General features: G+C 54.5%; 38 protein-coding genes, 2 tRNA genes and 1 pseudogene. 40 read left to right on the forward strand and 1 reads right to left on the reverse strand.

Annotated features, from left to right (window positions below; all coding sequences use genetic code 11):
- Nucleotides 1-53: 53 nt before the first annotated feature.
- The 4 genes and pseudogenes from sigK to OS242_RS10315 form a co-directional block, all read left to right on the forward strand.
- A pseudogene (sigK, locus tag OS242_RS10300) lies at nt 54-491 on the forward strand (RNA polymerase sporulation sigma factor SigK); the annotation flags it as partial.
- Between the two features lie 117 nt (nt 492-608).
- Complete coding sequence (locus OS242_RS10305) at nt 609-1772, forward strand: helix-turn-helix domain-containing protein (protein WP_267151602.1); 1164 nt, start codon at nt 609-611, stop codon at nt 1770-1772.
- A gap of 1 nt (nt 1773) precedes the next feature.
- Nucleotides 1774-1911: a hypothetical protein gene (locus tag OS242_RS10310; RefSeq protein ID WP_267151603.1), complete on the forward strand. Its 138-nt coding sequence runs from the start codon at nt 1774-1776 to the stop codon at nt 1909-1911.
- 128 nt (nt 1912-2039) lie between these two features.
- Complete coding sequence (locus OS242_RS10315; RefSeq protein ID WP_267151604.1) at nt 2040-2180, forward strand: hypothetical protein; 141 nt, start codon at nt 2040-2042, stop codon at nt 2178-2180.
- A 33-nt stretch (nt 2181-2213) separates the two neighbouring features.
- Here the strand turns inward: OS242_RS10315 and OS242_RS10320 are convergent, their stop codons facing one another.
- Nucleotides 2214-2516 (reverse strand): helix-turn-helix domain-containing protein, encoded by a 303-nt coding sequence (locus OS242_RS10320; protein WP_267151605.1) that lies wholly within the window; start codon nt 2514-2516, stop codon nt 2214-2216.
- A gap of 147 nt (nt 2517-2663) precedes the next feature.
- Between OS242_RS10320 and OS242_RS21395 the strand changes: the two genes are divergently transcribed.
- From OS242_RS21395 to OS242_RS10495, 36 genes are all read left to right on the forward strand, one after another.
- A complete protein-coding gene (locus OS242_RS21395) occupies nt 2664-2873 on the forward strand; it encodes a helix-turn-helix transcriptional regulator (protein ID WP_407702111.1) in 210 nt (69 codons plus the stop codon).
- 104 nt (nt 2874-2977) lie between these two features.
- Entirely contained in the window at nt 2978-3214 is a 237-nt protein-coding gene (locus tag OS242_RS10325) for a hypothetical protein (protein WP_267151606.1), read from the forward strand.
- 164 nt (nt 3215-3378) lie between these two features.
- Entirely contained in the window at nt 3379-3819 is a 441-nt protein-coding gene (locus tag OS242_RS10330; protein ID WP_267151607.1) for a hypothetical protein, read from the forward strand.
- Between the two features lie 56 nt (nt 3820-3875).
- The gene (locus tag OS242_RS10335) at nt 3876-4118 is read left to right on the forward strand and encodes a hypothetical protein (protein ID WP_267151608.1); all 243 of its coding nucleotides are present in this window, start codon (nt 3876-3878) and stop codon (nt 4116-4118) included.
- Nucleotides 4119-4381: 263 nt separating this feature from the next.
- Complete coding sequence (locus OS242_RS10340) at nt 4382-4873, forward strand: hypothetical protein (protein WP_267151609.1); 492 nt, start codon at nt 4382-4384, stop codon at nt 4871-4873.
- A gap of 119 nt (nt 4874-4992) precedes the next feature.
- Nucleotides 4993-5766, forward strand: a complete 774-nt coding sequence (locus OS242_RS10345; RefSeq protein ID WP_323372931.1) for a ParA family protein — start codon at nt 4993-4995, stop codon at nt 5764-5766.
- A 35-nt stretch (nt 5767-5801) separates the two neighbouring features.
- Entirely contained in the window at nt 5802-6104 is a 303-nt protein-coding gene (locus OS242_RS10350; protein ID WP_267151610.1) for a hypothetical protein, read from the forward strand.
- Nucleotides 6101-7006, forward strand: coding sequence for a hypothetical protein (locus tag OS242_RS10355; protein ID WP_267151611.1), 906 nt, complete (start codon nt 6101-6103; stop codon nt 7004-7006). The genes OS242_RS10350 and OS242_RS10355 overlap by 4 nt, the downstream gene beginning before the upstream one ends.
- A 112-nt stretch (nt 7007-7118) precedes the next feature.
- Nucleotides 7119-7949, forward strand: a complete 831-nt coding sequence (gene dnaI, locus OS242_RS10360; protein ID WP_267151751.1) for a primosomal protein DnaI — start codon at nt 7119-7121, stop codon at nt 7947-7949.
- Between the two features lie 4 nt (nt 7950-7953).
- Nucleotides 7954-8178: a hypothetical protein gene (locus tag OS242_RS10365; protein WP_267151612.1), complete on the forward strand. Its 225-nt coding sequence runs from the start codon at nt 7954-7956 to the stop codon at nt 8176-8178.
- Nucleotides 8178-8492 carry a hypothetical protein gene (locus OS242_RS10370; protein WP_267151613.1) on the forward strand — a complete coding sequence of 105 codons (315 nt, stop codon included), beginning with the start codon at nt 8178-8180 and terminating at the stop codon, nt 8490-8492. Before OS242_RS10365 ends, OS242_RS10370 begins: the two co-directional genes overlap by 1 nt.
- Complete coding sequence (locus OS242_RS10375) at nt 8489-9082, forward strand: hypothetical protein (RefSeq protein ID WP_267151614.1); 594 nt, start codon at nt 8489-8491, stop codon at nt 9080-9082. Before OS242_RS10370 ends, OS242_RS10375 begins: the two co-directional genes overlap by 4 nt.
- Before the next feature lie 104 nt (nt 9083-9186).
- Complete coding sequence (locus tag OS242_RS10380) at nt 9187-9585, forward strand: hypothetical protein (RefSeq protein WP_267151615.1); 399 nt, start codon at nt 9187-9189, stop codon at nt 9583-9585.
- Nucleotides 9582-9809: a hypothetical protein gene (locus tag OS242_RS10385; protein WP_267151616.1), complete on the forward strand. Its 228-nt coding sequence runs from the start codon at nt 9582-9584 to the stop codon at nt 9807-9809. The genes OS242_RS10380 and OS242_RS10385 overlap by 4 nt, the downstream gene beginning before the upstream one ends.
- The gene (locus tag OS242_RS10390) at nt 9806-10717 is read left to right on the forward strand and encodes a DUF5131 family protein (protein WP_267151617.1); all 912 of its coding nucleotides are present in this window, start codon (nt 9806-9808) and stop codon (nt 10715-10717) included. The genes OS242_RS10385 and OS242_RS10390 overlap by 4 nt, the downstream gene beginning before the upstream one ends.
- Nucleotides 10714-10938 (forward strand): hypothetical protein, encoded by a 225-nt coding sequence (locus OS242_RS10395; protein ID WP_267151618.1) that lies wholly within the window; start codon nt 10714-10716, stop codon nt 10936-10938. Before OS242_RS10390 ends, OS242_RS10395 begins: the two co-directional genes overlap by 4 nt.
- 3 nt (nt 10939-10941) lie before the next feature.
- Nucleotides 10942-12294: a phosphoadenosine phosphosulfate reductase domain-containing protein gene (locus tag OS242_RS10400; RefSeq protein WP_267151619.1), complete on the forward strand. Its 1353-nt coding sequence runs from the start codon at nt 10942-10944 to the stop codon at nt 12292-12294.
- Between the two features lie 328 nt (nt 12295-12622).
- On the forward strand, nt 12623-14338 hold the full coding sequence (locus OS242_RS10405; protein WP_267151620.1) for a DNA cytosine methyltransferase: 1716 nt from the start codon (nt 12623-12625) through the stop codon (nt 14336-14338).
- A gap of 16 nt (nt 14339-14354) precedes the next feature.
- On the forward strand, nt 14355-14864 hold the full coding sequence (locus tag OS242_RS10410) for a hypothetical protein (protein ID WP_267151621.1): 510 nt from the start codon (nt 14355-14357) through the stop codon (nt 14862-14864).
- Complete coding sequence (locus tag OS242_RS10415; protein WP_267151622.1) at nt 14861-15238, forward strand: hypothetical protein; 378 nt, start codon at nt 14861-14863, stop codon at nt 15236-15238. Before OS242_RS10410 ends, OS242_RS10415 begins: the two co-directional genes overlap by 4 nt.
- The gene (locus OS242_RS10420; protein ID WP_267151623.1) at nt 15235-15468 is read left to right on the forward strand and encodes a DUF6440 family protein; all 234 of its coding nucleotides are present in this window, start codon (nt 15235-15237) and stop codon (nt 15466-15468) included. Before OS242_RS10415 ends, OS242_RS10420 begins: the two co-directional genes overlap by 4 nt.
- Nucleotides 15469-15488: 20 nt before the next feature.
- The gene (locus OS242_RS10425) at nt 15489-15770 is read left to right on the forward strand and encodes a hypothetical protein (protein ID WP_267151624.1); all 282 of its coding nucleotides are present in this window, start codon (nt 15489-15491) and stop codon (nt 15768-15770) included.
- A gap of 431 nt (nt 15771-16201) precedes the next feature.
- A complete protein-coding gene (locus OS242_RS10430; protein ID WP_267151625.1) occupies nt 16202-16369 on the forward strand; it encodes a hypothetical protein in 168 nt (55 codons plus the stop codon).
- A 93-nt stretch (nt 16370-16462) separates the two neighbouring features.
- On the forward strand, nt 16463-16684 hold the full coding sequence (locus tag OS242_RS10435; RefSeq protein ID WP_267151626.1) for a hypothetical protein: 222 nt from the start codon (nt 16463-16465) through the stop codon (nt 16682-16684).
- Nucleotides 16685-16688: 4 nt separating this feature from the next.
- Nucleotides 16689-17108, forward strand: a complete 420-nt coding sequence (locus OS242_RS10440; protein ID WP_267151627.1) for a hypothetical protein — start codon at nt 16689-16691, stop codon at nt 17106-17108.
- Entirely contained in the window at nt 17071-17451 is a 381-nt protein-coding gene (locus tag OS242_RS10445; protein WP_267151628.1) for a hypothetical protein, read from the forward strand. The genes OS242_RS10440 and OS242_RS10445 overlap by 38 nt, the downstream gene beginning before the upstream one ends.
- A gap of 35 nt (nt 17452-17486) precedes the next feature.
- Entirely contained in the window at nt 17487-17672 is a 186-nt protein-coding gene (locus OS242_RS10450) for a hypothetical protein (protein WP_267151629.1), read from the forward strand.
- Nucleotides 17612-18127, forward strand: a complete 516-nt coding sequence (locus tag OS242_RS10455) for a hypothetical protein (protein ID WP_267151630.1) — start codon at nt 17612-17614, stop codon at nt 18125-18127. Before OS242_RS10450 ends, OS242_RS10455 begins: the two co-directional genes overlap by 61 nt.
- 153 nt (nt 18128-18280) lie before the next feature.
- Nucleotides 18281-18499, forward strand: coding sequence for a hypothetical protein (locus tag OS242_RS10460; RefSeq protein ID WP_267151631.1), 219 nt, complete (start codon nt 18281-18283; stop codon nt 18497-18499).
- Entirely contained in the window at nt 18496-18729 is a 234-nt protein-coding gene (locus tag OS242_RS10465) for a hypothetical protein (protein WP_267151632.1), read from the forward strand. Before OS242_RS10460 ends, OS242_RS10465 begins: the two co-directional genes overlap by 4 nt.
- 225 nt (nt 18730-18954) lie before the next feature.
- A complete protein-coding gene (locus OS242_RS10470; protein ID WP_267151633.1) occupies nt 18955-19770 on the forward strand; it encodes a hypothetical protein in 816 nt (271 codons plus the stop codon).
- Between the two features lie 326 nt (nt 19771-20096).
- Nucleotides 20097-20171 (forward strand) — tRNA-Gly (locus OS242_RS10475).
- Between the two features lie 101 nt (nt 20172-20272).
- On the forward strand, nt 20273-20548 hold the full coding sequence (locus OS242_RS10480; RefSeq protein WP_267151634.1) for a MerR family transcriptional regulator: 276 nt from the start codon (nt 20273-20275) through the stop codon (nt 20546-20548).
- An 85-nt stretch (nt 20549-20633) separates the two neighbouring features.
- Nucleotides 20634-21263: a hypothetical protein gene (locus tag OS242_RS10485; RefSeq protein WP_267151635.1), complete on the forward strand. Its 630-nt coding sequence runs from the start codon at nt 20634-20636 to the stop codon at nt 21261-21263.
- Between the two features lie 45 nt (nt 21264-21308).
- Nucleotides 21309-21385: transfer RNA gene (locus OS242_RS10490), tRNA-Arg, on the forward strand.
- Nucleotides 21386-21501: 116 nt separating this feature from the next.
- Nucleotides 21502-21837, forward strand: a complete 336-nt coding sequence (locus OS242_RS10495; protein WP_267151636.1) for a hypothetical protein — start codon at nt 21502-21504, stop codon at nt 21835-21837.
- Nucleotides 21838-21861 lie beyond the last annotated feature (24 nt).

Genomic DNA, 21861 nt, shown 5'->3' on the forward strand with positions numbered 1-21861 from the left:
TAGCCCGGAAAACGGGCGGGACATCGTTTCAATCTGTGGGAGGTGAACGACGAATGCCTGGATTTCTGGCCGCGGTGGTGTTGCTGCTCAAGGAGATCACCCTGTTCGTCTCTTACATCAAGAACAATGCGTTTCCGCAACCGCTGTCGGAAGGCGACGAGATCAAGTATCTGCGCTTGCTGGCAGACGGGGACGAACATGCGCGCAATGTGTTGGTGGAACACAACCTTCGCTTGGTCGCTCACATCGTGAAAAAGTTCGAAAACACGGGCGAGGACAGTGAAGACCTCATCTCAATCGGGACGATCGGACTGATCAAGGCGATTGAGAGTTTTTCGGTGGACAAAGGGACGAAGCTCGCGACCTATGCGGCACGTTGTATCGAAAATGAAATTTTGATGCATTTGCGGTCGCTGAAAAAAACGCGCAAGGATGTGTCTTTGCACGACCCCATCGGCACGGACAAGGAAGGCAATGAAATAGCTCCGATATTATATCTGTTCTAGAAAACCCTTGTGTATCAAGGGTTTTTTGTTTGTCACTTTATTGATGATTGTTGGGACTAGTTGTAGAATGAGTGCAGAAGCCAAAGAAGTAGGTGATATCCCTTGTACCACCATAATGATCTCGATAAAGTAAGAAAGATTGTTGGAGACAATGTAAAACGTGCGAGGGAGGCAAACGGTCTCTCCCAAAGACAATTAGCGTCGAAGCTCTCTTTTAGTTCAATGACCTTATCTAAGGTTGAACGAGGTGTATCCACAACTTCACCTTCGAATTTGCGCGAGATAAGCGCAATGTTAAAAATCCCCTATGAGTCGCTATATTCTGAGGACACCAGCCAATATGAAATGACACAAAATATAGAGCGGAGCCTAGAAAACGGCGACGATTTGGAGGGGGCATTGGCGCTTGCTGAGAAATTGATTGAACAGGCACATCAAGGTGTCCGTAAGGCGTGGGCATATAACCTGAAAGCCAGACTGCACCATAAACTTGGTAAGTATAAATCTGCAATTAACGTATGGTGGGATATGCTATCAGAGGCCATCTCGGCGAAGGACAACGACTCTAAGTTCACGGCGACTCTCAACATTGCCATTTCACATTTCAATTTGAAAGATTACGGTCAAGCGTTGTCATTGACTTGGTCAGCATTAGACGTTTGTGAAGATCCGGCACAACGGCCAAAGGTGATGCAACTACAGGCGAACATCTATGCAGAAAAGGGCGATTTCCAAGAAGCCTTACGCATACACCGGGATCTATTAAAGTGCTACGAAGAGTTAGACATGAGGAAATATGTCCTAAAATCATTGCATAACATCGGTGACATTTTGACTAAACTAGGTGACTTGGACGCGGCTATACAATATCTTCGAGAGGCCCGAAAATTATCTTTCGAACTGTTCAGCAACGATGAGATTTGTAAGACGTCGTACGACTTGGCTAAGGCGCTCACTATGGGTGGCGATATCCAAGAAGCATTACACTTTTTGGAAGAGGCAGTACTTGTGGTTGGCCAGAAGGCATCCCCTGTAAATCTCTCCAAAATAAGATTCTTATTAAGTGACTGCATCGATGATGAAGCTATGAAGGAACATCATTTGCTATGCGCGCTAGATTACGCGCTTGGCACGGATGAGCTAAGATTGAAGGGGGATATTTACCATAGCCTAGGTGAGTTGTACGACAAAATGGGTGACACCATGCAAGCGTTACAGTACTATAAAAGTGCATCAAAAACATATAGATCTGTGGAGGTGGGGTAAGATGAAGAAGTTTTTAGCAGTAATTGCAGTACTGGTGGGGATCGTCGTTGTGGGTGCAAGTCAACACGATCATACCAACCAGATAGCAGCTCAAAATCCGCCAGATCCGCTCATCTACTACAGCGGCGAGCAATTGTAAACCGAATGTAACGCGATTTTGTCGAAACTTGTCGGTGTAAACCGCAGTTGTCTGAAATGCTTCAAATGCCTCTGATCATGCGATAAGATTGTTTTAATACAACTTATCGAGATGCGGGGGCATTCTTTGTGAGTAATGATAAGATCTTCTCGCAAATTCTTGTTGAGATTGAAGAAATGAATCTTTCTGCTGAAGATGCCGAAAGAATCCGGACGATACTTCGCAAGTATCAAAATGGTGCCGAAGAAACCCGGACAAAGCCGGCATAATAAAGCCCTTACCGCTCAGACGCGGTAAGGGCTTTATTTTTTATACTTATTAAGGATTTTTGCTATTTCTTCTTCATCCTCCATTGATATCTGTGCAACTTTTAGCAGTTTCAGTATTTTAGTTGCGGGATCATCATCCTCGCCTAAGATGTACTCCGCAGTAACATTGAGTTTTTCAGCCATAGCAAGCAATGTGTGTGATGGAATTTTTCTGCGCCCGTATTCGTAGTTCGCATACGTGCTTTTGTATAGCCCGTAAAAATCTGCAGCTTCTTGTACAGTCCATTGTCTATTGTTACGAATCTCCAGAAGTCTATTCGTATGAGCTTGGTTCACGAATCTGATTCCTCCTCCCTGAAAATTTTGTGTTCAAAATGAACACAAAATTGTTGACGTGTTCGTTTTGGACACGATATAATCAACTCAAAGGTCGTGTTCAAAATGGACACAACCAAGAAAGGAGTTGATAACATGAGAAACTGGATGATTGCAGCTCGTGAGAAGAAGGGACTCTCCCGTGAACAGTTAGCCGTTATGGTCGGCTCCACTCGGTCTCACATCTACAAAATCGAAATGGGTTTAAGAACCCCGCGACTCGACCTTGCTAGTAAAATTTGCGAGGAGCTTGATGAAGACGCGGGTAATTTTATGCGGGACTGTGTCCGGAACGGACATAAACAATGCACAGCTTAGTTGGTATCGACTGTAAATAAGTATTTGTGTTCATTTTATTCTAGCATTTCTTGCTCGAAAACTGTACCGAAAGTGTGTTCGTACCGTAAATGGGAGGTGTTCAAATGGTTGTCCCGCAGCGAAGCTCGCATATGATTCCACGAGGTGATGAACCAGTGGGACACGTGCAGTACGGAACGGAACCGGATAAAACCCTTCAACTTGGTAACGCCACGGTCAAGATCTTCGCGCCGAAAGGGCTGACCAAAGAGGAGATTGACCGGCGCGATCTTGAGATCCACCGCGCGGTGGCGGACATCCTGCGTTCGAGATCCGAATCTGCAGCATCAACGGGAGCGTAAGCCTCCCGGTATTGGACAAGGAGGAGTAGCGAACATGGTGCTCGACCCGAACATCTCGGAGATTCAGATTTACACCGAACAGAAAAGCGCCGCCAGCAGCGGGAAGAAAGGTGACAAGCGGTAAGACAGAACGTACACCTAACAAATAACAAGGAGGAATGACTATGCAAAAACCCGGCCTGAAACAGCCGAAAGTGCATCTCTTGCCCACGACCCTGAACCACCGTTACATGTACGCGATGGCGGAGCAAATGCATCTCGCACTCGAAGCAAGCAGTCACCCGCCGATTAGCCAGGAGAAGCGTACTCTGATTCATAAACGTGCAGATGAGATTCGTATCGAGCGCGACGCGATTGCCGATCTGACCGAAGGCGCAACTCAACCGGTGAAGGTCAAGCATTCGACCAAGAGCTATTGCGGGTGCTGTCTGCGAAACTACAAACCACTTGAGTTGGTCCAGTACATTGTCAACGACAACGACACTGTCTGTACCCCTTGCTCGACCAGTACAGAGGCGTTGCGGACCTCGGAGAAAGCTCATCGCGTGTTCGTACCGGACACCGATGACTACGACTTCTACCGTGACACCGAACCGCAAGAGTAGCATTGCCGCGATCCTGCGGCTATGGACAAGCCCCAAACCAAAAGGAGGGACAGACCATGAAAAAGCAACTCAGTACTGAAGTTCGTATCAGCATTCAGGCTAAGGAAGCGCAGCGTCACTTCAAGCGTCGTCTGGAGATCGTCAAGATGATCGCCACACAGAACCGGTGCGGCATTCCGCAAGCCTGCGACATCTTGGAGCAACGGAACCGCGCCGCATTCTTCGGTCAGATCAGCGACGACTTGATGGCCGATTTGAACATGATCCGAAAGGAGTACGCGGAAGATGCAAGCGCGTAACAATCTGTCGCGGATCGCGGAGTTGGATGGCCGATGCAAGCAATGCCCTTACCTCGCAGAGTTTACCCGTTGCGTAACCTGCCCGACTGAGATTCAGCGCAACCAACTGATCACGGCGGAACAGATTGTTATGAACAGGAAAAGGGCCTGACGCGGCAACGTCAGACCCATTCGTGGCACTCGTTTAAGAGAGGCCCTTAGAAAAACTACTTACGGATAGTATATCACATCTTGTCCCATTTTAGACCGCTCGGAGGTACACCATGGCAAAAATCCTCACTGACCTGAGCAAACAGCCTGTTCGCTCCTTTGCGAAGCCAGAGAAGGCGGTCAAGGAGATGAAACGCTCCTCTTTCCGATCCGGTGGCAAGAAGCAGAAGAAGGCGAAGAATCCGGCCAAGAAAGTCGAGCACAAGCGCGGTAGCGCAAAGGCCGGTGACCGCACCACGATTACCAAGCGCGTCATCGTGGAAGTCACGGAGCGGGCTGGTGGCGTATGCGAGATGTGCGGTCTAGCGCCGCAGATCGGAACCTTCCGCGACAGGCTTGAGCTGGCGCACTTGATCCAAGCTGGTCAGTTAGGTCGAGGAGACATCCCTTGGAACATTGCACATCTGTGCGGCCCGAGCGTGAACACAGGAACGTGTCACTGGAAAATCGACTCCAGACGGAAGACGAACCGGCACCTTGTAGAGGAGCTGATCGCTAAGCTGGAGCGGTTGTATGACAAATCGGAATGGCCGGATACGGCCTAGTCCGTGCCCGGCCTTGAATGGAGACGGTCGGAAATGAATAACGAAAAGCGCATGCTTGCTGCTGGTCGCGTGGTTCGCGGCCAGATCATCTACATCGAACGGAAAGCGAGTGAGCGTAAATGACAAAGATCGTAGCCTTGGCAATGGAGAAAGGCGGCGTAGCCAAGACCACCAGCGCAGTGAACATCGCGGCCGCGCTGGCATTGAAAGGCAAGCGCGTTCTGCTGGTCGACAGTGATCCGCAGGCAAACGCGACAGCGGCTTGCTACAGCAAAGAGCTGGAGGGCGATCTGTACACGGTGTACGGAGAAGATGAACTGACAGCCGAGGCGTTGATGAACAACGTGATCGTGGAGACGGAGCACGGCTTCCACCTGTTGCCGTCTTCGCGGGATCTCTCTGGCATTGAGGGGGAGGCGCTGCTGAAAGACAACCCGGCTTACGGGTTGCTATTGGCTAAGACCCTTGAGCCGGTGCGCGACCTCTTCGAGTACATCATCATCGACTCGCCGCCGAACCTCGGGACCTTGACCGCGAACGCGCTCGTAGCCGCAACAGACGTCATGATTCCTCTGCAACCGGAGATGCATGCTGTGGATGGCCTCGGAAGCCTCATAGACACGATTTCAAAGGTTCGGGTACTAAACCCCTACCTGAACATCGCAGGCATCTTTTTAACGATGGTAGAGCGTAATAGCCTCCACCGTGACATCGAGGAGGACGCAAGATCGTCGCTGACCGAGATGGGCGTGAAGGTCTTCGATACAAAGATCAAGCGGACGATCAAGTTCGGTCAGGCAGCAGATCGAGGCAGACCGGCCGTTCTGGAGTTCCCCAAACACCATTCGGTTCGAGCTTATCTTGATCTAGTTGAAGAGGCGTTTGATGTATGAAGGGTAGCCGGTTCGAAAAGTTGGGGAGGGCGGGAATGCTCCCGTCTGTTGCCCCTTCACAAAGTGCATTAAACAGTGCACCAACTAGTGCACCAGAAAGTGCATTAAACAGTGCACCGATTGATGCACCAAACGGTGCACTCCGCACCGCTCTAGAACAGAAGCTGTCAGCGGAACCTCAATACAAATCTCGTGGATTAAAGATACGGTCAGACATTTTGGAGGTGATCGATAGCCTGCCCAAAGGGCGCGGCAAACAGCAGATCATCGTCAACGAGGCTTTGGAAATCGGGCTTCGAGCACTTGGATACATCACCCCACGGGAGGAGCAACAGTGAACAAACTTCTCTTCGACGAGGTACCGCTCGTCATACAACCCTCACTGGCTGCGCTGATCGGCTTGAACGAAGCGATCTTTATCCAGCAACTGCACTACTGGTTGCGACGGAGTCAGCACAACGGACCTGAATACGACAACCGCCCCTGGGCGTTCAACACCTACGAGGGGTGGCAAGATCAGTTCAAGTTCTGGTCGGTCTCGACCACACGCAGAGTGATCAACGGCTTGGAGAAATCCGGGCTGGTCATATCGACAGACAAGTACAACCGGCGCAAGGCTGACAACACGAAGTGGTACACGATTGACTACGACAAGCTCGTCAAAGCACCTGCTCAAAATGAACAGGCCGCCTGTCAGAATCGACAGGCGGGTGATCAAAGTGGACAGGCTCCCTGCTCAACTTGGACAGAGCCCCTGCTCAATCTGAACAGAGCGTTACCAGAGAATACACAGAGATTACTTACAGAGAATGTTGATGATGATGAGCGCGTGCGGGTATACGACTTCGACACAGACGATTTTGGTCGAGTAGCGGAGACAGCGCAGATGCTGCTCGGAAAACCGTTTCTGGATAGTTTCGACATCCAAGCGATAAACGACTGGCTCGGCAAAGACCGGATGCCGGTGCAACGGATCATCGATGGCTTGCAGATTCTCTATCAGCACGCTCGGAACGTTGGCAAAAAGATCAACACGATTCGCTACTTCAGCGCTCAGCTCGTGCAGTACAACGCGGCTCAGGAGCAGATCGAGCAGGGCCGGCAACAACAGTGGGCCGCTCAGGAGATGAAAGGCATCGACGGGCCGGCTAACACGCCAGACGTTGCCCCTGAGCTCAGCGCGGAAGAGTTGGCAGCCGCCGAAGAACTAAGGCGCAAGATGAGAACGAACAACTCGTAGAGAGGGTGACAAACACATGCAGAGCATCGGATCTGCAATCGGAGGGTCTAGCGGGCTCAAGGAGTTGTTGGCGCAGAAGTTCCCTTGGAAGCTGCAAGCCGAATACAACGCGATGCCCGGTGTCCGGGAACTTCGGGAGAAGTACCCCGATCATAATTTTTCGGTGATTGAATTGACCGACTTCTCGAAGGAGTACGAGAACTGCTCCAACTGCCCCGGCCTCGCTTCATGCCCCAACCAATTGGCTGGGCATCGGCGGAAACCGCACACAGATCCGCGCTACGGTTTTACTTTCGCTCCTTGCCAGAAGCAGGCGGCAGCGGACAAGCACATGGCGGTGCGGAGTTTGATCAAGAGTCACAACATGGACCCCGAAGCGATGGCGATGACCTTCGACAAGTTGGAGTTCGATGTTCTGCGAGTGAAGGCGATCACGGCCGCGATGGAGTTCTGCGACGGATTCAAGCGAGGGGAAACGACACAGGGGATTTACCTACGTGGAAACTTTGGGGTCGGGAAGAGCGGCATCGTCGGCGCTATCGCGAATGAGCTGGCCGTGCGTAACGTCGACACCATCGTGGTATACGTGCCGGACTTCACGAAGGAGATCAAGAGCGCGATTCGAACCGGCGAGGTTGATGCGAAGATCGATGCCATGATCAACGCCTCGGTGCTCATCCTGGACGACATCGGTGCCGAGCCGCTGACGCAGTGGACGAGAGACGAAGTGATCGGTTCGATCCTGCAAAACCGCATGAACCGGCTGCCGACGATCTTCACGTCTAATCTCAGTCCGCAGGAGTTGGAAAGTCACTTCGCCAACGCGAAGGACGACCGAGACGCTTGGAAAAAGGCAGCGCGTCTGATGGAGCGCATCGAGCCGTTCGTCTCGGTTTACGAAGTCGGTGGCCGCAACCGCCGCCGTGATCGGAAGGGGGCGTGACAAGATGGCGCGACAAATGAACCCTGCCCAAGTCACGTTGTTCCATCGACTCAATCATGCTTTCCGGACGATGGGGTTGAAAACCCCGAAAGAGTGGCAAGCGGTTATCAAAGAATCCGTAGGCCTTAACCCGGACGGAACGAACAAGCTCCTGTCTCGACTGACCGCCGACGAGATGCGGAAAGTGCTGACGGATATCGGAATCGATTCGGAGGCGACTGCGTCGTGATGATCCAGATCGGAGACGACTGGCGGATCATCAGCGACACGGCGAAAGACGGAGTGGTCAACATCGTCATCCAGCGTCGAGACGGCGAAACGTGGGCCGACGACGAGCACGGAGCATATCACCCGAACGTGCCGGCGGCATGCAGGGAGCTTTTGAACAAGATGGTCAACGGGTCGGACGCGAAGAGTTTGGCGGATCTGATCGCGGTGCACGAGCGGGCCGCGCAGACAATCGCCGACGCGCTGACGGAACGGAACCGCCTGATAAAGGCGAAACAGCTCAGCATCTTCTGGGAGGAGGAAGCAGCATCATGAAACTGACGAAAGAACTTCGGGTGATCTTAGGCTCTGAATGGTCTGAATTTGCGGATGCGTTTGAACAGTGCGGGTACGGGGTGTACGTAGATGGCGGATCGGTGATCATCCGTGAAAACGATGAAGCCCGGGTCATCATGGCACCGAGCATGGGCCGATGGTTGGTTTGGTCTGGGAAGGGTGAGGCGGACTATGCAAAGACTCACGCCGAAGCCCGGGCCATAGCGATCCGATGGCTGGAGAATGAGCACGGCTGCCTGTACTGGCCGAAGGGGCGCGGTGGGGTCTTCCTCACTCAGTCGCAGATGGCGACCTTCTCGCAGGAGTGGAAAGAGTTGTTCCGGGAGATGGCAGAGCGCGGCTACACGGTGAGACAAAATCACGAGGTCACGATGCCGGGTTACTGGGCGCTCGAAATCCGCAAGGGTGAGACACAAGTGATTTTCTATCTCGACAAGTCGCGCTGGGTGGTATGGGTCTTCTCGGCGGTCATGAACGGTGCGGATGTTTTTCGGACGGATGAGACGGCGATGGAGTTCATCCGCGACATGTTTGCTCAAGTCGAGCAGGAGGAGGCTGGCGCAGCATGAGCAAGCGCACCTTGAAACGCCTCCTGGACGATGCAGGTATTCGGATCGGCGGGTCGGTCGGCATCTGGCTCTACGACCTCGGCGGGAAGATGAGGTGAGATCGGATGGCAGCGTGGATCGATCTGACCGGTCAGAAGTTCGGCAAACTGACGTGCCTGAAATACCTCGGCAATCAACGCTGGCAAGTAAAGTGTGACTGCGGCGAATATGCAGAAGTCCGAAGCAAGAGCATGAAGAACGGCAACACAAAAAGTTGCGGCTGTCTGCGAAAGAAGAAAGCCATTGAGGTCGGCACCGCACACGGTAAATCACGACATGCTCAGACGGTTCGAATCGTCCTTGAGCAGGCTGGTGAAACGGATTTGCGCACGGCCTTAGTGAAGACCCTGAACGCTATGCCGAACCAGTTCGTGGCGGCTGAGAAACTTTTGATCGGCTGGTCTACCTTACGGCTGTGGAAACGCAAGCTCAACATCAAGCGGAACGGAGGGCGGTATGCATGAAGATCGATCTGGAAATTGACTATGACGATCGGGTGATAGATGTGCGGGAGGAAAGGCCAGCACCGCCGGAAAGTTTCGCGACCTGTCATCTCCTGTCGCGGGCATTGATCAGAATGCCCGATGGATTCGAAGACCTGACACCCGCAGAGCAGATGACCTACATCGCGATTCAGTTGCAGAAAAAGGGCTACGGGCCGAAGGAAACGGACGGTGAGGGCGCATGAGCACCGCAATCGAATGGACAGACGAGACCTGGAACCCGGTAACGGGATGCAGCAAGGTCTCGGCTGGATGCGCGAACTGCTACGCCGAGGGGATCGACAAGCGGTTCGACGGTTTTGGTAACGGTCACAAGCCGTGGACGGCGGTGAACGCTGAGCACAATGTCACGATGCACCCCGTACGGTTGGGGAAGCCGCTGAGCTGGAAGAAGCCGCGCCGTGTGTTCGTGAACAGCATGAGCGATCTGTTCCACGAGCAGGTGCCGTTCGAGTTTATCGGGCAAGTGTTTGACATCATGTGGCAATGCGGGGATCACAAGTTCCAAGTCCTGACCAAGCGGCCAGCGCGCATGCTGGAGTTTGTAAAGTGGTGGATCAAAAGCTACGAGGATGCAGGACTGACCGAAGACCTTGGACCGTGGCAACCGCCTAAAAACATCTGGCTCGGGGTATCGGTCGAGAACCAGCAGGCCGCGGACGAACGAATCCCGCTGCTGTTGCAGACGCCGGCTGCGGTGCGGTTCCTGAGCTGCGAGCCGCTGTTGGGACCGGTTGATATCCGCCACCAACTTGGTCAGTGCGTATTCACTGAGGCGGATCAATGGGCGACGGGTCGAGGGATCGACTGGGTCATCGTTGGAGGCGAGAGTGGATCAGGGGCGCGGCCGATACATCCGGAGTGGGTAAGGAGTCTGCGCGATCAGTGCGATGCGAAGGGGGTGCCGTTCTTCTTCAAGCAGTGGGGCGAATGGGTGCCTGCCGATCACCACGACGGCGTGGCGAAGTACAGCACGGTCCGTCGTAGTCTGGAAGAGGGTGCACCGTTCATGTACCGCGTCGGTAAAAAGGCAGCGGGCCGCCTCCTCGATGGGCGGGAATGGAACGAGATGCCGGAAGTGGGGCGCCCATGAGCAGCACCGCCGAACAGATCATCTGGCGACCGTCTGATGAGAACCAGCACGACATATCCGAGTTGGTGCCGGTAGACAGTGGATGGATCGCCAGCGTCGCCATGCCGGCCTCGTTGGTGAAAGGTCACAAACGCCGCTTGATCAGCAAGGGCTACGAGATCAAACCCGAGATCGAACAGACCCCCGAAGGTCAAGTGATCCGGTACAGGAAAGGAGGGTGAGAGATGGCAGCAAGCGCCATGCAGTTTGAGCAACTGAGCTTCTTCGAAGATGAGCCGGCACCGCTTTTGCAGATCGTCGAAGAGCGAGTGCCGCTGGAACAAAAAGTGAGAGCGGTCATCGATGAGATCAAAGAACTCTACCTCGACCGCTCCACCCCCGGGCCTTGGTCCATAGCCTGCAGTTTTGGGAAAGACAGCAGCGCGGTACTGGCACTCGTGACCTGGGCGCTGGCCGAGATCGATAAAGGCGACTGGTGGCGGCATGTACATGTGGTGACGAGCGACACGAAGGTCGAGAACCCGATCATGTCGATCTACGCTCACCGCCAATCCGAGAAGGTGAACGAGTGGGCCGCCGCGATTGGCGCGCCGCTCACATCGCACATCGTCAGCCGGGAGACGAAACGGTCGTTCTGGTACCAGCACATTGGATGCGGCTATCCGCCGCCGGGGAACGGGAAGGACCGCACCTGCACCCACTCGCTCAAAATTGAGCCGCAAAATAAATTCTTGCAAAAACTGAAACCATCGCTGTTGTTCCTTGGATCTCGCGATGAAGAGTCCGCTCGCCGGGCGCGCACCATCAAAAAGTATGCAGAGGAACGGGACAGTCGGTTCGGCTACTCGCCGTATCAGAAAGGCATCCGCTTCTACACCCCGATTCGAGATTGGGATGCGGACGAGTTGTGGGAGTTCCTGCAAGCGCCCTTCCTCTGGGGAAGCAGCATAGAGCTACGGATGATCTACCGTGAAGGAACAGGTGAGTGCGGCATTCTCAACCCATATGGAGCGACCAAGGGCCGACACGCATGCGGAACGCGGTTCGGTTGCTGGATCTGCTTACCGATCACGGTAGACAAGAGCCTGGATAACATGAGTGATAGCCATCCGTGGATGCTGCCGCTGGCGAACTTCCGCTCGGAGATGAAGAAACTTTGGGACAGCAAGGTTAGCCCGCAAAACCGCACAGGCTTCATGCGGAACAGAAAGCGGTTGGGATACGGCCAAGGCTGTGTGTCCTTGCCGACACGAAAATACATGCTGGATCGCCTGCTGGCGACACAAGAAGAAGTCAACGAATTACGTGCTCAAGAGGATCTGGAGCCAATCGTGCTGATCAGCTTGAAGGAGCTGAACCTGATTCGGAAGCAGTGGGCAGAGGATGAGGAACAACGGCAGTGGCTGTTCGGAGCTCGCGAGCTGCGACGCCAAGTGGCAGACACGAACTTGACGATGGAACAACGCCGTGCTGCGGCCATTGTGCTGGAGTCGACGCGGAGAAAGCCACGCGCTGCATCGGCGGTGCTGAAACCGCGCGGCAAGAAGAAGGCGGCCCGTTCGCGAAAGTCGGCTTAGGGCAACCCGAAAGGAGAGGAGAACCATAGACGAGGTCCAATCGCAACCGGGTCGACCTAAGAGCTACACAATTGAAATTCTCAGTGAGCCAATGCACGTCTATCTCGACGGTCAACTGTACAGAGTCAAGTGGCTGTATAAGGGCGCTGGTTCCGATCGGCGTTGGTGCGATGCAGAAGTGAGCGCAAACGGCGAGTGGACTGCTGTCAAGTCGACGAAGCTGCAAGAAGCCTTGGCGCGGATATGCCATCTCAGGCGGACCAGCAAAACCGAAGAAGAGGCATTTGGGCAGATCAGCCTTTTTTAGGAGAGGAGAGTGAACTTGAACATGATCACAACAGAGATCAGAACGGAGTACAAGACCCTGTCGCTGTTCAGCGGCATTGGGGGCGGAGCACTTGGTTTTCAGTGGGCGACGCAAGAGTGGCGGGGCGTGGTTGGCAAGTTCCGCACCCTCGCTGGCATCGACGCAGTGCCTGAGATTTGCGAAGACTTTGAGAACATCACTGGTGCACCGGGCGTGTGCATGGACCTGTTCAGCCGAGAGCAATACATCGCCTTCCACGGCAAGGAGCCGCCGGAGGACTGGCAAGAAGTCACCGGGGCAGATATGCGGGACGCATGCGGCGGCGAGTACCCAGACGTCGTTTTCACCTCGCCGCCCTGCAAAGGATTCAGCGGCCTGCTGCCGGAAGCGTCGGCATCGACGAGCAAGTACCAAGCGCTGAATCAACTCACGGTGCGGGGCATCAAACTTTGCCTCGACGCTTTCGAGGACGATCTGCCCGCGCTGTTCATCCTTGAGAACGTGCCCCGCATCGCAACCCGGGGCGCATCGCTCCTGAACCAGATCAAGACGCTGCTTCGCCGCTATGGGTACGCTTTCCACGAGGCATCGCATGATTGCGGCGAGATCGGCGGGCTGGCACAGATCCGCAAGCGGTTCCTGCTGATTGCCCGCAACGAGAAGAAGTTGAGCAACTTTGTCTACAAGCCGCCGAAGCGCCCGCTCAAGACTATCGGCGAAGTGCTCGGGCCGCTCCCGATGCCGGGGGACACGGAAGCCTGCGGGCCGCTCCACCGCCTCCCGAACCTGCAATGGAAGGTCTGGATGCGGCTGGCGATGATCCCACCGGGTGGCGACTGGCGAGACCTTGAGAAGATCGATCACACGCAGTACAAGCTCTCGTACCACCCGCGCAACGGCGCATGGGGTGTTCTGGACTGGAACCGCCCGGCAAACGCCGTCACTGGTAGCCAAGGCGTGGGACGCTCGAACGGAGCACAGGCAATAGCCGACCCGCGCGGCGGCAACTGCAGCGCAAACCGCCACATCTCGCACTACCGGGTCGAGAAGTGGGAAGGACAGAGCGGCACCGTCACCGGAGCCACGCACGTAGCGAACGGCCGTATCTGCGTCTCTGACACCCGCTTGAACGCCACCAGCGGCAAGCACCCGGGCGTCTACCAAGTGGTGAAGTGGAACGAGCCGGGACCGTGCGTAACGGGCACACGGTTCGGGAGCGGCGCACCTGCAATTGAAGACCCGCGTATCGGATGCGCACCGCGAGCCGGCACATACGGTGTCCAGGACTGGAACCAACCGGGCAAGACGATCATTGGCTCAGGCGACATCCACGCTGGTGCCGCAGCGGTCGCCGACCCGCGCAATCAGTGCGATGGACAGTGCACGACCGCTGATGCCTTCGACGTACCGGGTGACAAGGAAAATGGGGTTTGGGTGATCCTCTCCCCGCACGGCGGCGCATGGCACCGCCCGCTGACCACTTTCGAACTTGCGATGTTGCAAGGCTTCCCGCAAACGCTCGTCGACGGCCGCCCGTTCCAACTGGTTGGAAAGAACGACGCTCGCTGGCGCGAACGCATCGGCAATGCCGTCCCGCCGCAAGCAGCTCAGGCAATCGCCGAGACGATGCTGCTCACGTTGATGGCTCAGGAACAAAACGACTGGCTGATGAGCGCGGAGGAGATCTGGGTACGCCCGCAAGACATCGAGGTCAAAGAGCCGGCACTGACCCATTAGGAGAGGAGAACCAAACATGAAACAGTCTTTTCGGATCAAGCAAGGAACCCCGGCGTGGGAGAAGTTCCACCGCTACCACACCCAAGATGACGCATACATCGCCAACAAAGAGTCCATCGAGGCGCTGATCGGCTGTCCGATGGAAAAGAACCTCGCGCTCTACACCGAGCGCTTGTACATGAAACAGCCGGCGGAGCAGTACCGCGACCAATTCTCTAAGCAGCCGGATCGCACTGGGTATTACACCGCGAAGAAGAACTCCAAGATCAACAAGGCATGGATAGACTTTGTCAAGGCCAAAGGGCTCGACTCTTACAGCTCGACAAAACTGCGGTTCGACCTCGGCTTGCTGTCCGGACGGATCACCTTGTACCCGCCGATGAACGGCGGTGAGTACTACATCACCATTGAGACCAAGGAAGATCTCGACCAAGAGCGGTACGACTTCCTCGAACCGATCGCCGAAGCATCGCTACTTCGCATCTACGCTGATCACCTTGAACAAAACGGCGGTGAACAGGAATGAGTTACGTACCGTTTGCCGTCGAACACCTGCGGAGGACGGCAGATTGCCTCTCAGGAACCGAGCACAGCGGGCTCGGCGCGGCGATGAAGATGGCGGCCGACGAGATCACTCGCCTGCAGGAGGAGAACGAGCGGAAGGACGCGGTCATCGCCAGCCTGCGTGAGTCGCTGATTATCCGATCTGAGATCCGCACGGATATCGAGCAGAAGAACTTCGATCTGGAGGGCGAGTTGGATGCCCTCGACCCGTCGAGAGAGTGCCTGCACTGTGAGAACGTCTACGTGCTCGGTCCGTTCGAAGACGACGACGAGCCGGCATACTGCAGCGACGAGTGCCGCGACAAGGGGCCGCGCGTAGAGGAGGAGTCCGCATGAACCGCATCGCCATCATCTGCTTGATGTGTCTGGGCGCCATTACAGCGGTGGTCGGATGCACCGAGCAAACTAGCGCAAAACAAACATCTCGTTTTGCTGGATGGGACAGAGTCGTGGTCATCACCGATCAAGATACTGGATGCCAATATTTGATGCCGACAGGGACCGGGGGAACCGGATTGACGCCGCTGCTCGACGCAAACGGCCGCCCGATATGTGGAAAACAGTGAGTGGAGAGGAGGCACCAACGATGGATAAGGTAACGATCACGGTCAGCCAACCAGGTAAAGAGGACATTGTTGCAAGTGGTGACCACGCTCTGTTCGCGGTGAACAAAGAGACGGTCGACGACCAACTGGAAGGCGTGGCGCACGGAGTAGGAGACTTCACGGAGGTCTATGTAGACCTGACCAAATGTCTGATCGGCAGATTGGTCGAGGGTGGACTGACAATGGCAGAGGCGATTGATGTGCTGCAAGAGCGCTTCAACGAGGCCGTGGAGTTGGCGGTGGCCGAGACGGCTGCGGTGTAGGTGGGCGCATGAGCAAGTCGACCACATACGTCGACGGTGCGGGCCGGGAGCGGTGCGGACAGACAGGCCAAGAGGTCAAGACGTGCCGCTGCAAAGCACATACCAAACGCTCGCCCAATCCCAAACCCAGCCGCCGCCCTCCCTCTGCGCCTGATATCACAAGCGTCGCACCTACCAAACACAATGTTGTATGCCCGGCATGCGGGCAGAACCATAGTGATCCACAGGAAGAGTCAAAAGTCCGAGACTGGAAAATGTGGGGGAAGTGCGCAACATGCGACGTCGATCTATTCATCCGCTGGGAAGGAGATCGGTATTCGGTAGAAGCACACAGGGACACTCGACGGGATGAAATCCGGTGGCCGTTTGGCACAGAACTCCCCGTTCCGAATGAAGAGTTTGAGTTGGAAACCCCCAGGACAGGTGAGGAAGTGAAGGTAAAGCTGCTCACTTATCACGGGTGCCAGTGGTGGAGAAATAAAAAAGGCCTGCAAGGTGTACTGATCGACATCACCTACGAGATCATCGAGATCACGAAAGAAGCAAGGCCGCAACTCAACCTGCAGGTCATCAAAGGAGGCAAAGACGAGACCTCATGAAATACATCTGCCTAACCTGTGGCGAGTTCCGCGACGGCGACGAAGAACGCCGTCAGCGGAACCACTGCGAAGACTGTGAGGAGGGAGAAGAAGATGACCCCGAGACAACTGCACGAGACCATCACACAAGACCGCCATAACGCCGTAGCCGTCCGCAAAGCCCTGCGGCGGCGCGGTGGGGAGGCGGGACTGAACCGACTGCCGCTCTACTACTCGGATGATGAAAGCCTGGATCGGGCAGTGCGGATGACGACGGGAATCACGGTGTACACCTGCCGAACGCAAGAAGTTACGACGATTCGATTGAAGGGGTGAGACGATGAACAAGTTTGAGTTGAAGTTGGTGGACGGCAAACTGGTGATCGATCTGAACAGCGAGCCGGATATGAAATTGATCGGCATGCCGGTGCGCGGCTATGACGGAGTACCGAACAAGTACGACATCTGTGACCTCGGACCCGCGCCGGTGATCGGCACGGTGGAGCTGACTGACGAGGCATTAGCGAAGATCGAGGCTGAGTATCAGAACGGCGGTCAGTGTGCATGGTGCGATGAGGTACGCCCGAAGCTGCGCCCGCCGCACATGTTTGATCGAGATCGAGATGGCGGTCGAATGTGTGAGCACTGCTGGAACCATGACCGGAAAATGTACAAGGGCAGTTACGGTGAGGACATCGGACCGTTTGAGGAGGAGGGAGAAGGTGGGGAAGAGGACGACAGCTCAGATCTCACTGTTTGAAACGGAACAGCAGCAAGAAGAGATCGATGAGGAGATCAGTGACGAGGTTGGTGCCGAAGATTTTGATAATGATGACGAGCCGGCATATAAAATGCCCGTTCGAAGAGGGAACAAACCATCACCTCGCACTCTCTGCTTCCTGAACGAAGAGGGAGACATCGCCCACAAGAAAATTGAAGATGGCGACACTTCCTACGACCAATACATGCACGGTCAGGACTACGGATACATCATCGTTTATCACCCGAACATCCTGTTAGCGTGGCAACTGCAAAAAGAAGGCAAGTTCGTCCCCCGGTATAAGGATCGGGAGCTACGGATCGATCAGAGATACTTGGCCTAGATTACTCGCCCTGTAGGGCATTGGAGGAAATGAAGATGACCGAACAACTGCTGAACGTCATGATTGAGCAACCGAGCAAAGACGCACCGACAGCGACCTTTATCAACGCCCTGATCGGCTACGACCACCACGGTCAACCGATCCTGATGAGCCTCGCACTTTGGTTGAAGGCGAGAACGACACTGGCGAGTTTTTGGATGGCAACAACTGCTGGGAACTGAAATTCGACTTCTTGCCGGACGGCGACGCCGGGCAGGTGTTCCGGTGCAAAGTCGACTACTTCAACACCACCGCCGAGGGCTGCGAGCGCGATTGGAAGTTCGTTGTGTGGGAATCGGAAATCGCGTTCCCGGTCGCGCAATCCGCAAACCAAACCGAGAAATTCGCCACGTTCGTACCGGAGATCCCGGCCGGCACTGGACCGACCTTTGTAAACCCGGCAGATGCGGTAATCGAGTTGGTCGCAGATCTTGCCGAGTTGCACCCCGCCTACTTCGAATGCGGCATCCGCAAAGACGAACTGGTCGCCGAATGGACGGAGCAGGTCAAGGCACACAAGCCCGGCGAGACGTGGCACCCGCCCGCTGACTGCCCTGACAACGAGGACTACTCCATTGAGATCGGCGAGATGACCGATGAGGAATACAACTCGATGCCCGAGTTCAACGGCTACTAATCCGAGGGGAGTGAACTAAATGAACAAGGACCGCAAACTGCTGCAAGAGATCGGCTATGAGGAAGCCCTGCTCGACACGATGACGGACGATGACTGCGAAGCGGAAGTCGTCGAACTGTCCTACGGAGAATGACGGAAGAGGGGGAGAGGTTGATGGAAGCACATGAGATCGTAGCCGGAGTGACGTACCACAACAAGCGAGGTCATAAGCGCACAGTGATCGGCTTTCGGAGCATCTACGTGTTGTATCGGACGCCGCGCATGACGAAGACGGTGAAGGGTGAGCCGCTTCCGTACTTTGCGGAATGGGCAACTGGCATCGTGGTACCGGAAGCGCAGAGCATCAAACAGGAGGCGAGGAATAGACGATGAGCGAACCCGAACCGCGCTATCACCAACATGTCACCTTGTACATGAAGAGCGGGAACCAGATCGAGATCACGTTGAAAGACTTTGAGTTCAGCAGATCGTCGATTGCAAGCAAGATCTCGTGGGCGAACATCGACGGACGCACGGGGCTGGCGCACCTTGATATGTCGTCCGTAGAAGCGATCACTGTCAAGTACGTCCGCGCCGGGGAGTGCAGACCGGAAACCGCATAGCAACAAGCCGAATTTCGAGAGCCTATGAGCTCTCTTTCGGCGTTTCACAAGGAGGGGGCAAATGGAAGAGAGACCACGCTGCTGGGTCTGCGAGTTCCCGATGGGACGATCAGAGGATGAGAGGCAAATCTGTCAAGTATGTGAGACGGAAGAGATTTTAGCGGCCGCAGCCAAGAAGGCCGGCAAGTAGCGTTTCACCAACACATAACCAGGAGGAGATCGAAGATGGCACAGACGGCAGCAGTAGCGGATCAAATGGTATTCAGCGGTATGGAAGTTAAGCTCAGCTACAAGCAGGTCGAACAGGAAGTTTTGCGCCGCTTGGAACTCTACAAGCAGAACGAAGGCCGCATCAAAGTGCTGCAGAAGATCAGCATCGGTCACGGCATGCACATCGATGCAACGCAGAGCGCGATGGCCGGCGGCAAAGATCTGCTCTCCTTGGTCCATGACAAACTGAAGCGCATGTCAGAGCGAAAGTACCTCACTGAGCATGAGCAGAAGTTGGCCGAGATCTGGCGTACCTACATGGCCGACCACACGGACATCCTCGCTCTCAGCAGCAAGCTCGTGGCGTTGAAGCAATTCCGTGCCCAAAACCACGACCAGTTTGAGGCGGCGGATCTTCGGTTGATCGACGAATTGATCCGCCGTATTGGCACCGCTGTGGCCTCCCGCAATAACTACGAGCGATACGGCTATGCGATCGGCATGGCAGAAAACGTCGATATGCACAGAGACCGCTTTGAGGTGATCATGGGCACGGAAAACAAGGCGATCGAACGTGCGCACCGGCAGATGCAGGCAAAGGCAGAGCTGGAGAATCTTCGCCACTACCAGGAGGAGATCGAAGCGGCCATCGAGACGCTGGCCTACTACAACGAGCCCTACGCACGACTGATCCGCATGCGCTACCTGAAAGATGAAAGCGTAGAAGCATCCCGGCAGTCTCTGAACATCTCGGAGAAGACCCACGACCGTTACAAGAAGAAAGCCATCGGCATGCTCGCACACTTCATGGGCATCACGAATGCGAATTGAGGTGGTGACGGTTGAGTGACGGTTTTCTGACGGTAAGATGGCGGTTTTTTGATAGATTTCCAAGTTATTATGATAGTGTCGAGATCGAGTCGCCCGAGAGAACCACAGCAGCACACAGCCGCTCGGGGACTCGACACATACCTGATGGATAGACCGTCTACAGCCACTGGAGTGCTGCAGGCGGTCTTTCTATTTCACAAGAGAAGGAGGACAACACGATGACATGGACCTAGATAAGCGTAAGACCCCAACAACATCCACCACACAGGTAAAAGAGAAGCACATACACCGGCCGCCGCGCTGACACCTCGGCGGCCCTTTCACATGCGGACGTGGCCCAAGGGTAGGGCAACGGCCTTCCAAGCCGTCTAAGTCGGGTTCGAGTCCCGCCGCCCGCTCCAAATCTTAATAATTATGGAAACACAGGTGCAATTTACCGAAAGGCGTTCAGCGATAATCACCGAATAATCATCTCATAAACGTTAATTGAGGTGTGGATTCGATGAAACTCGGTGAAGTCGCAAAAAAGCTTGGTATTACGACCAACGACGTAAAGAATGAAACAGCGAAGATGGAAGACGAAGGAGTCGTCTTTAAGCGTATCAATAGCTATCGCGACTACTCAGAAGACGACATTAAGACGATCGCGCAGCGGAGAGGGATCGAATACCCGCCCAAGTCAAAGGAGTTTGATGATCTCATGTGGGTGGCCAATCAGATTCCAGAAGAGAAGAGGGCGGAAGTAATCGCTTATTTTCTGAAACGAGTGATAGGGTAAGGAAGAACGAGCATCTGGTGCACTTCCACATGTAGGTGTTATTAGTCCTGATGTCGAATTTCGATCTCAGGAGGGTGATGATCAAATGTTGCCGAAGGAGTTACTCAACAGCTATCATGAAATACTAAATGGTTCCGGTTCGGTGGAGATGACACACTATATCGCTGAGTTGGAGATGTACGGAATCAAAAATATGGTTCGTTTCATTGATGAAGTGTATCAAAACTACGACTATGGTGATATCGGTGAGATAATTCAAGGTATTGACATGTCCCATTACCATTACCTCCCTCAACTCAGCATTGGAGTTGCAATATCTCTTTATAGTTCGTTCGAGAACTGCCTGAACAGTGTTTGCTTGGAGTACGAAGGCACACTGGAGACGAAGATCACACTCGACGATATGAAGGGTTCGGCGGTATTTCGCTCTGTAAGATACCTTCAAAAGGTGATCGGAATGGATCTAACTGGGTCTTTGTGGGAGGAGATACAAGCCTGGAACGTCTTCAGGAATTGTTTAGTCCATAACGGCACCGTCATTAGAAACCAAAGTGATAAAAAGAAAGTAGAGAGCATAGGGCTGGAAGTCGACGAGAAAAACGGAGACTGCATTACTTTTAGTGTTGATGACCTTGAAAGAATGGCAACGACATTTCATGAGTTTATCAAATTGATCATCAGCCAGTGGAGAGAAATGCACGGCACAAGCAAATGAATGGTAAGTAAGCATCGCGGCCGCGGTGCTTTTTCTTTTACCCATACTGGTGTAGCTCAGAAGGAAAGAGCAACCGCCTCCTAAGCGGTAGGTCGCAGGTTCGAGTCCTGTCACCAGTGCCATAGATCAACATCACGATAGAAAGTGAGGGCAAGGACATGAGCAACAAGACACAGCAGCGCGAACCGCGCGGTGAGATGGCTGACATGGTAGACGCGATCCGGCGCGGGCCGACCCGATGACAACGCAACTGCTGTTGCCGGCACCGAACATGAACTACTACATGTACTGGGATGCGATCAAGATCGGTGACATTGTCGAGTGGCGGCATCAGAGGAGCACGAAGCGTGGTCAGATCGTCGCGCTACTGGATGGAGCCGATGAAGCAAAGCGACCCCTTGGCGTGAAGTCCAGTCAGTGGAAGCAGTCCAAAGCATGGAGCGGTTGTCGGCGAGCTGTGGTGCGCGTCAAGAACGACCCGATGGACCCGATAGATCTCTACTACGTGGTGACCTATCATCGGCTGGCTTGGAATGAGTTCTATATTGTGCAACAGCCGAACGCTGTCTGCTAGAATAAGGGAAAGGAGTTGATGCGG

The organism is Tumebacillus lacus, from assembly GCF_026410385.1.
In the GTDB taxonomy this organism is placed as follows: domain Bacteria; phylum Bacillota; class Bacilli; order Tumebacillales; family Tumebacillaceae; genus Tumebacillus; species Tumebacillus lacus.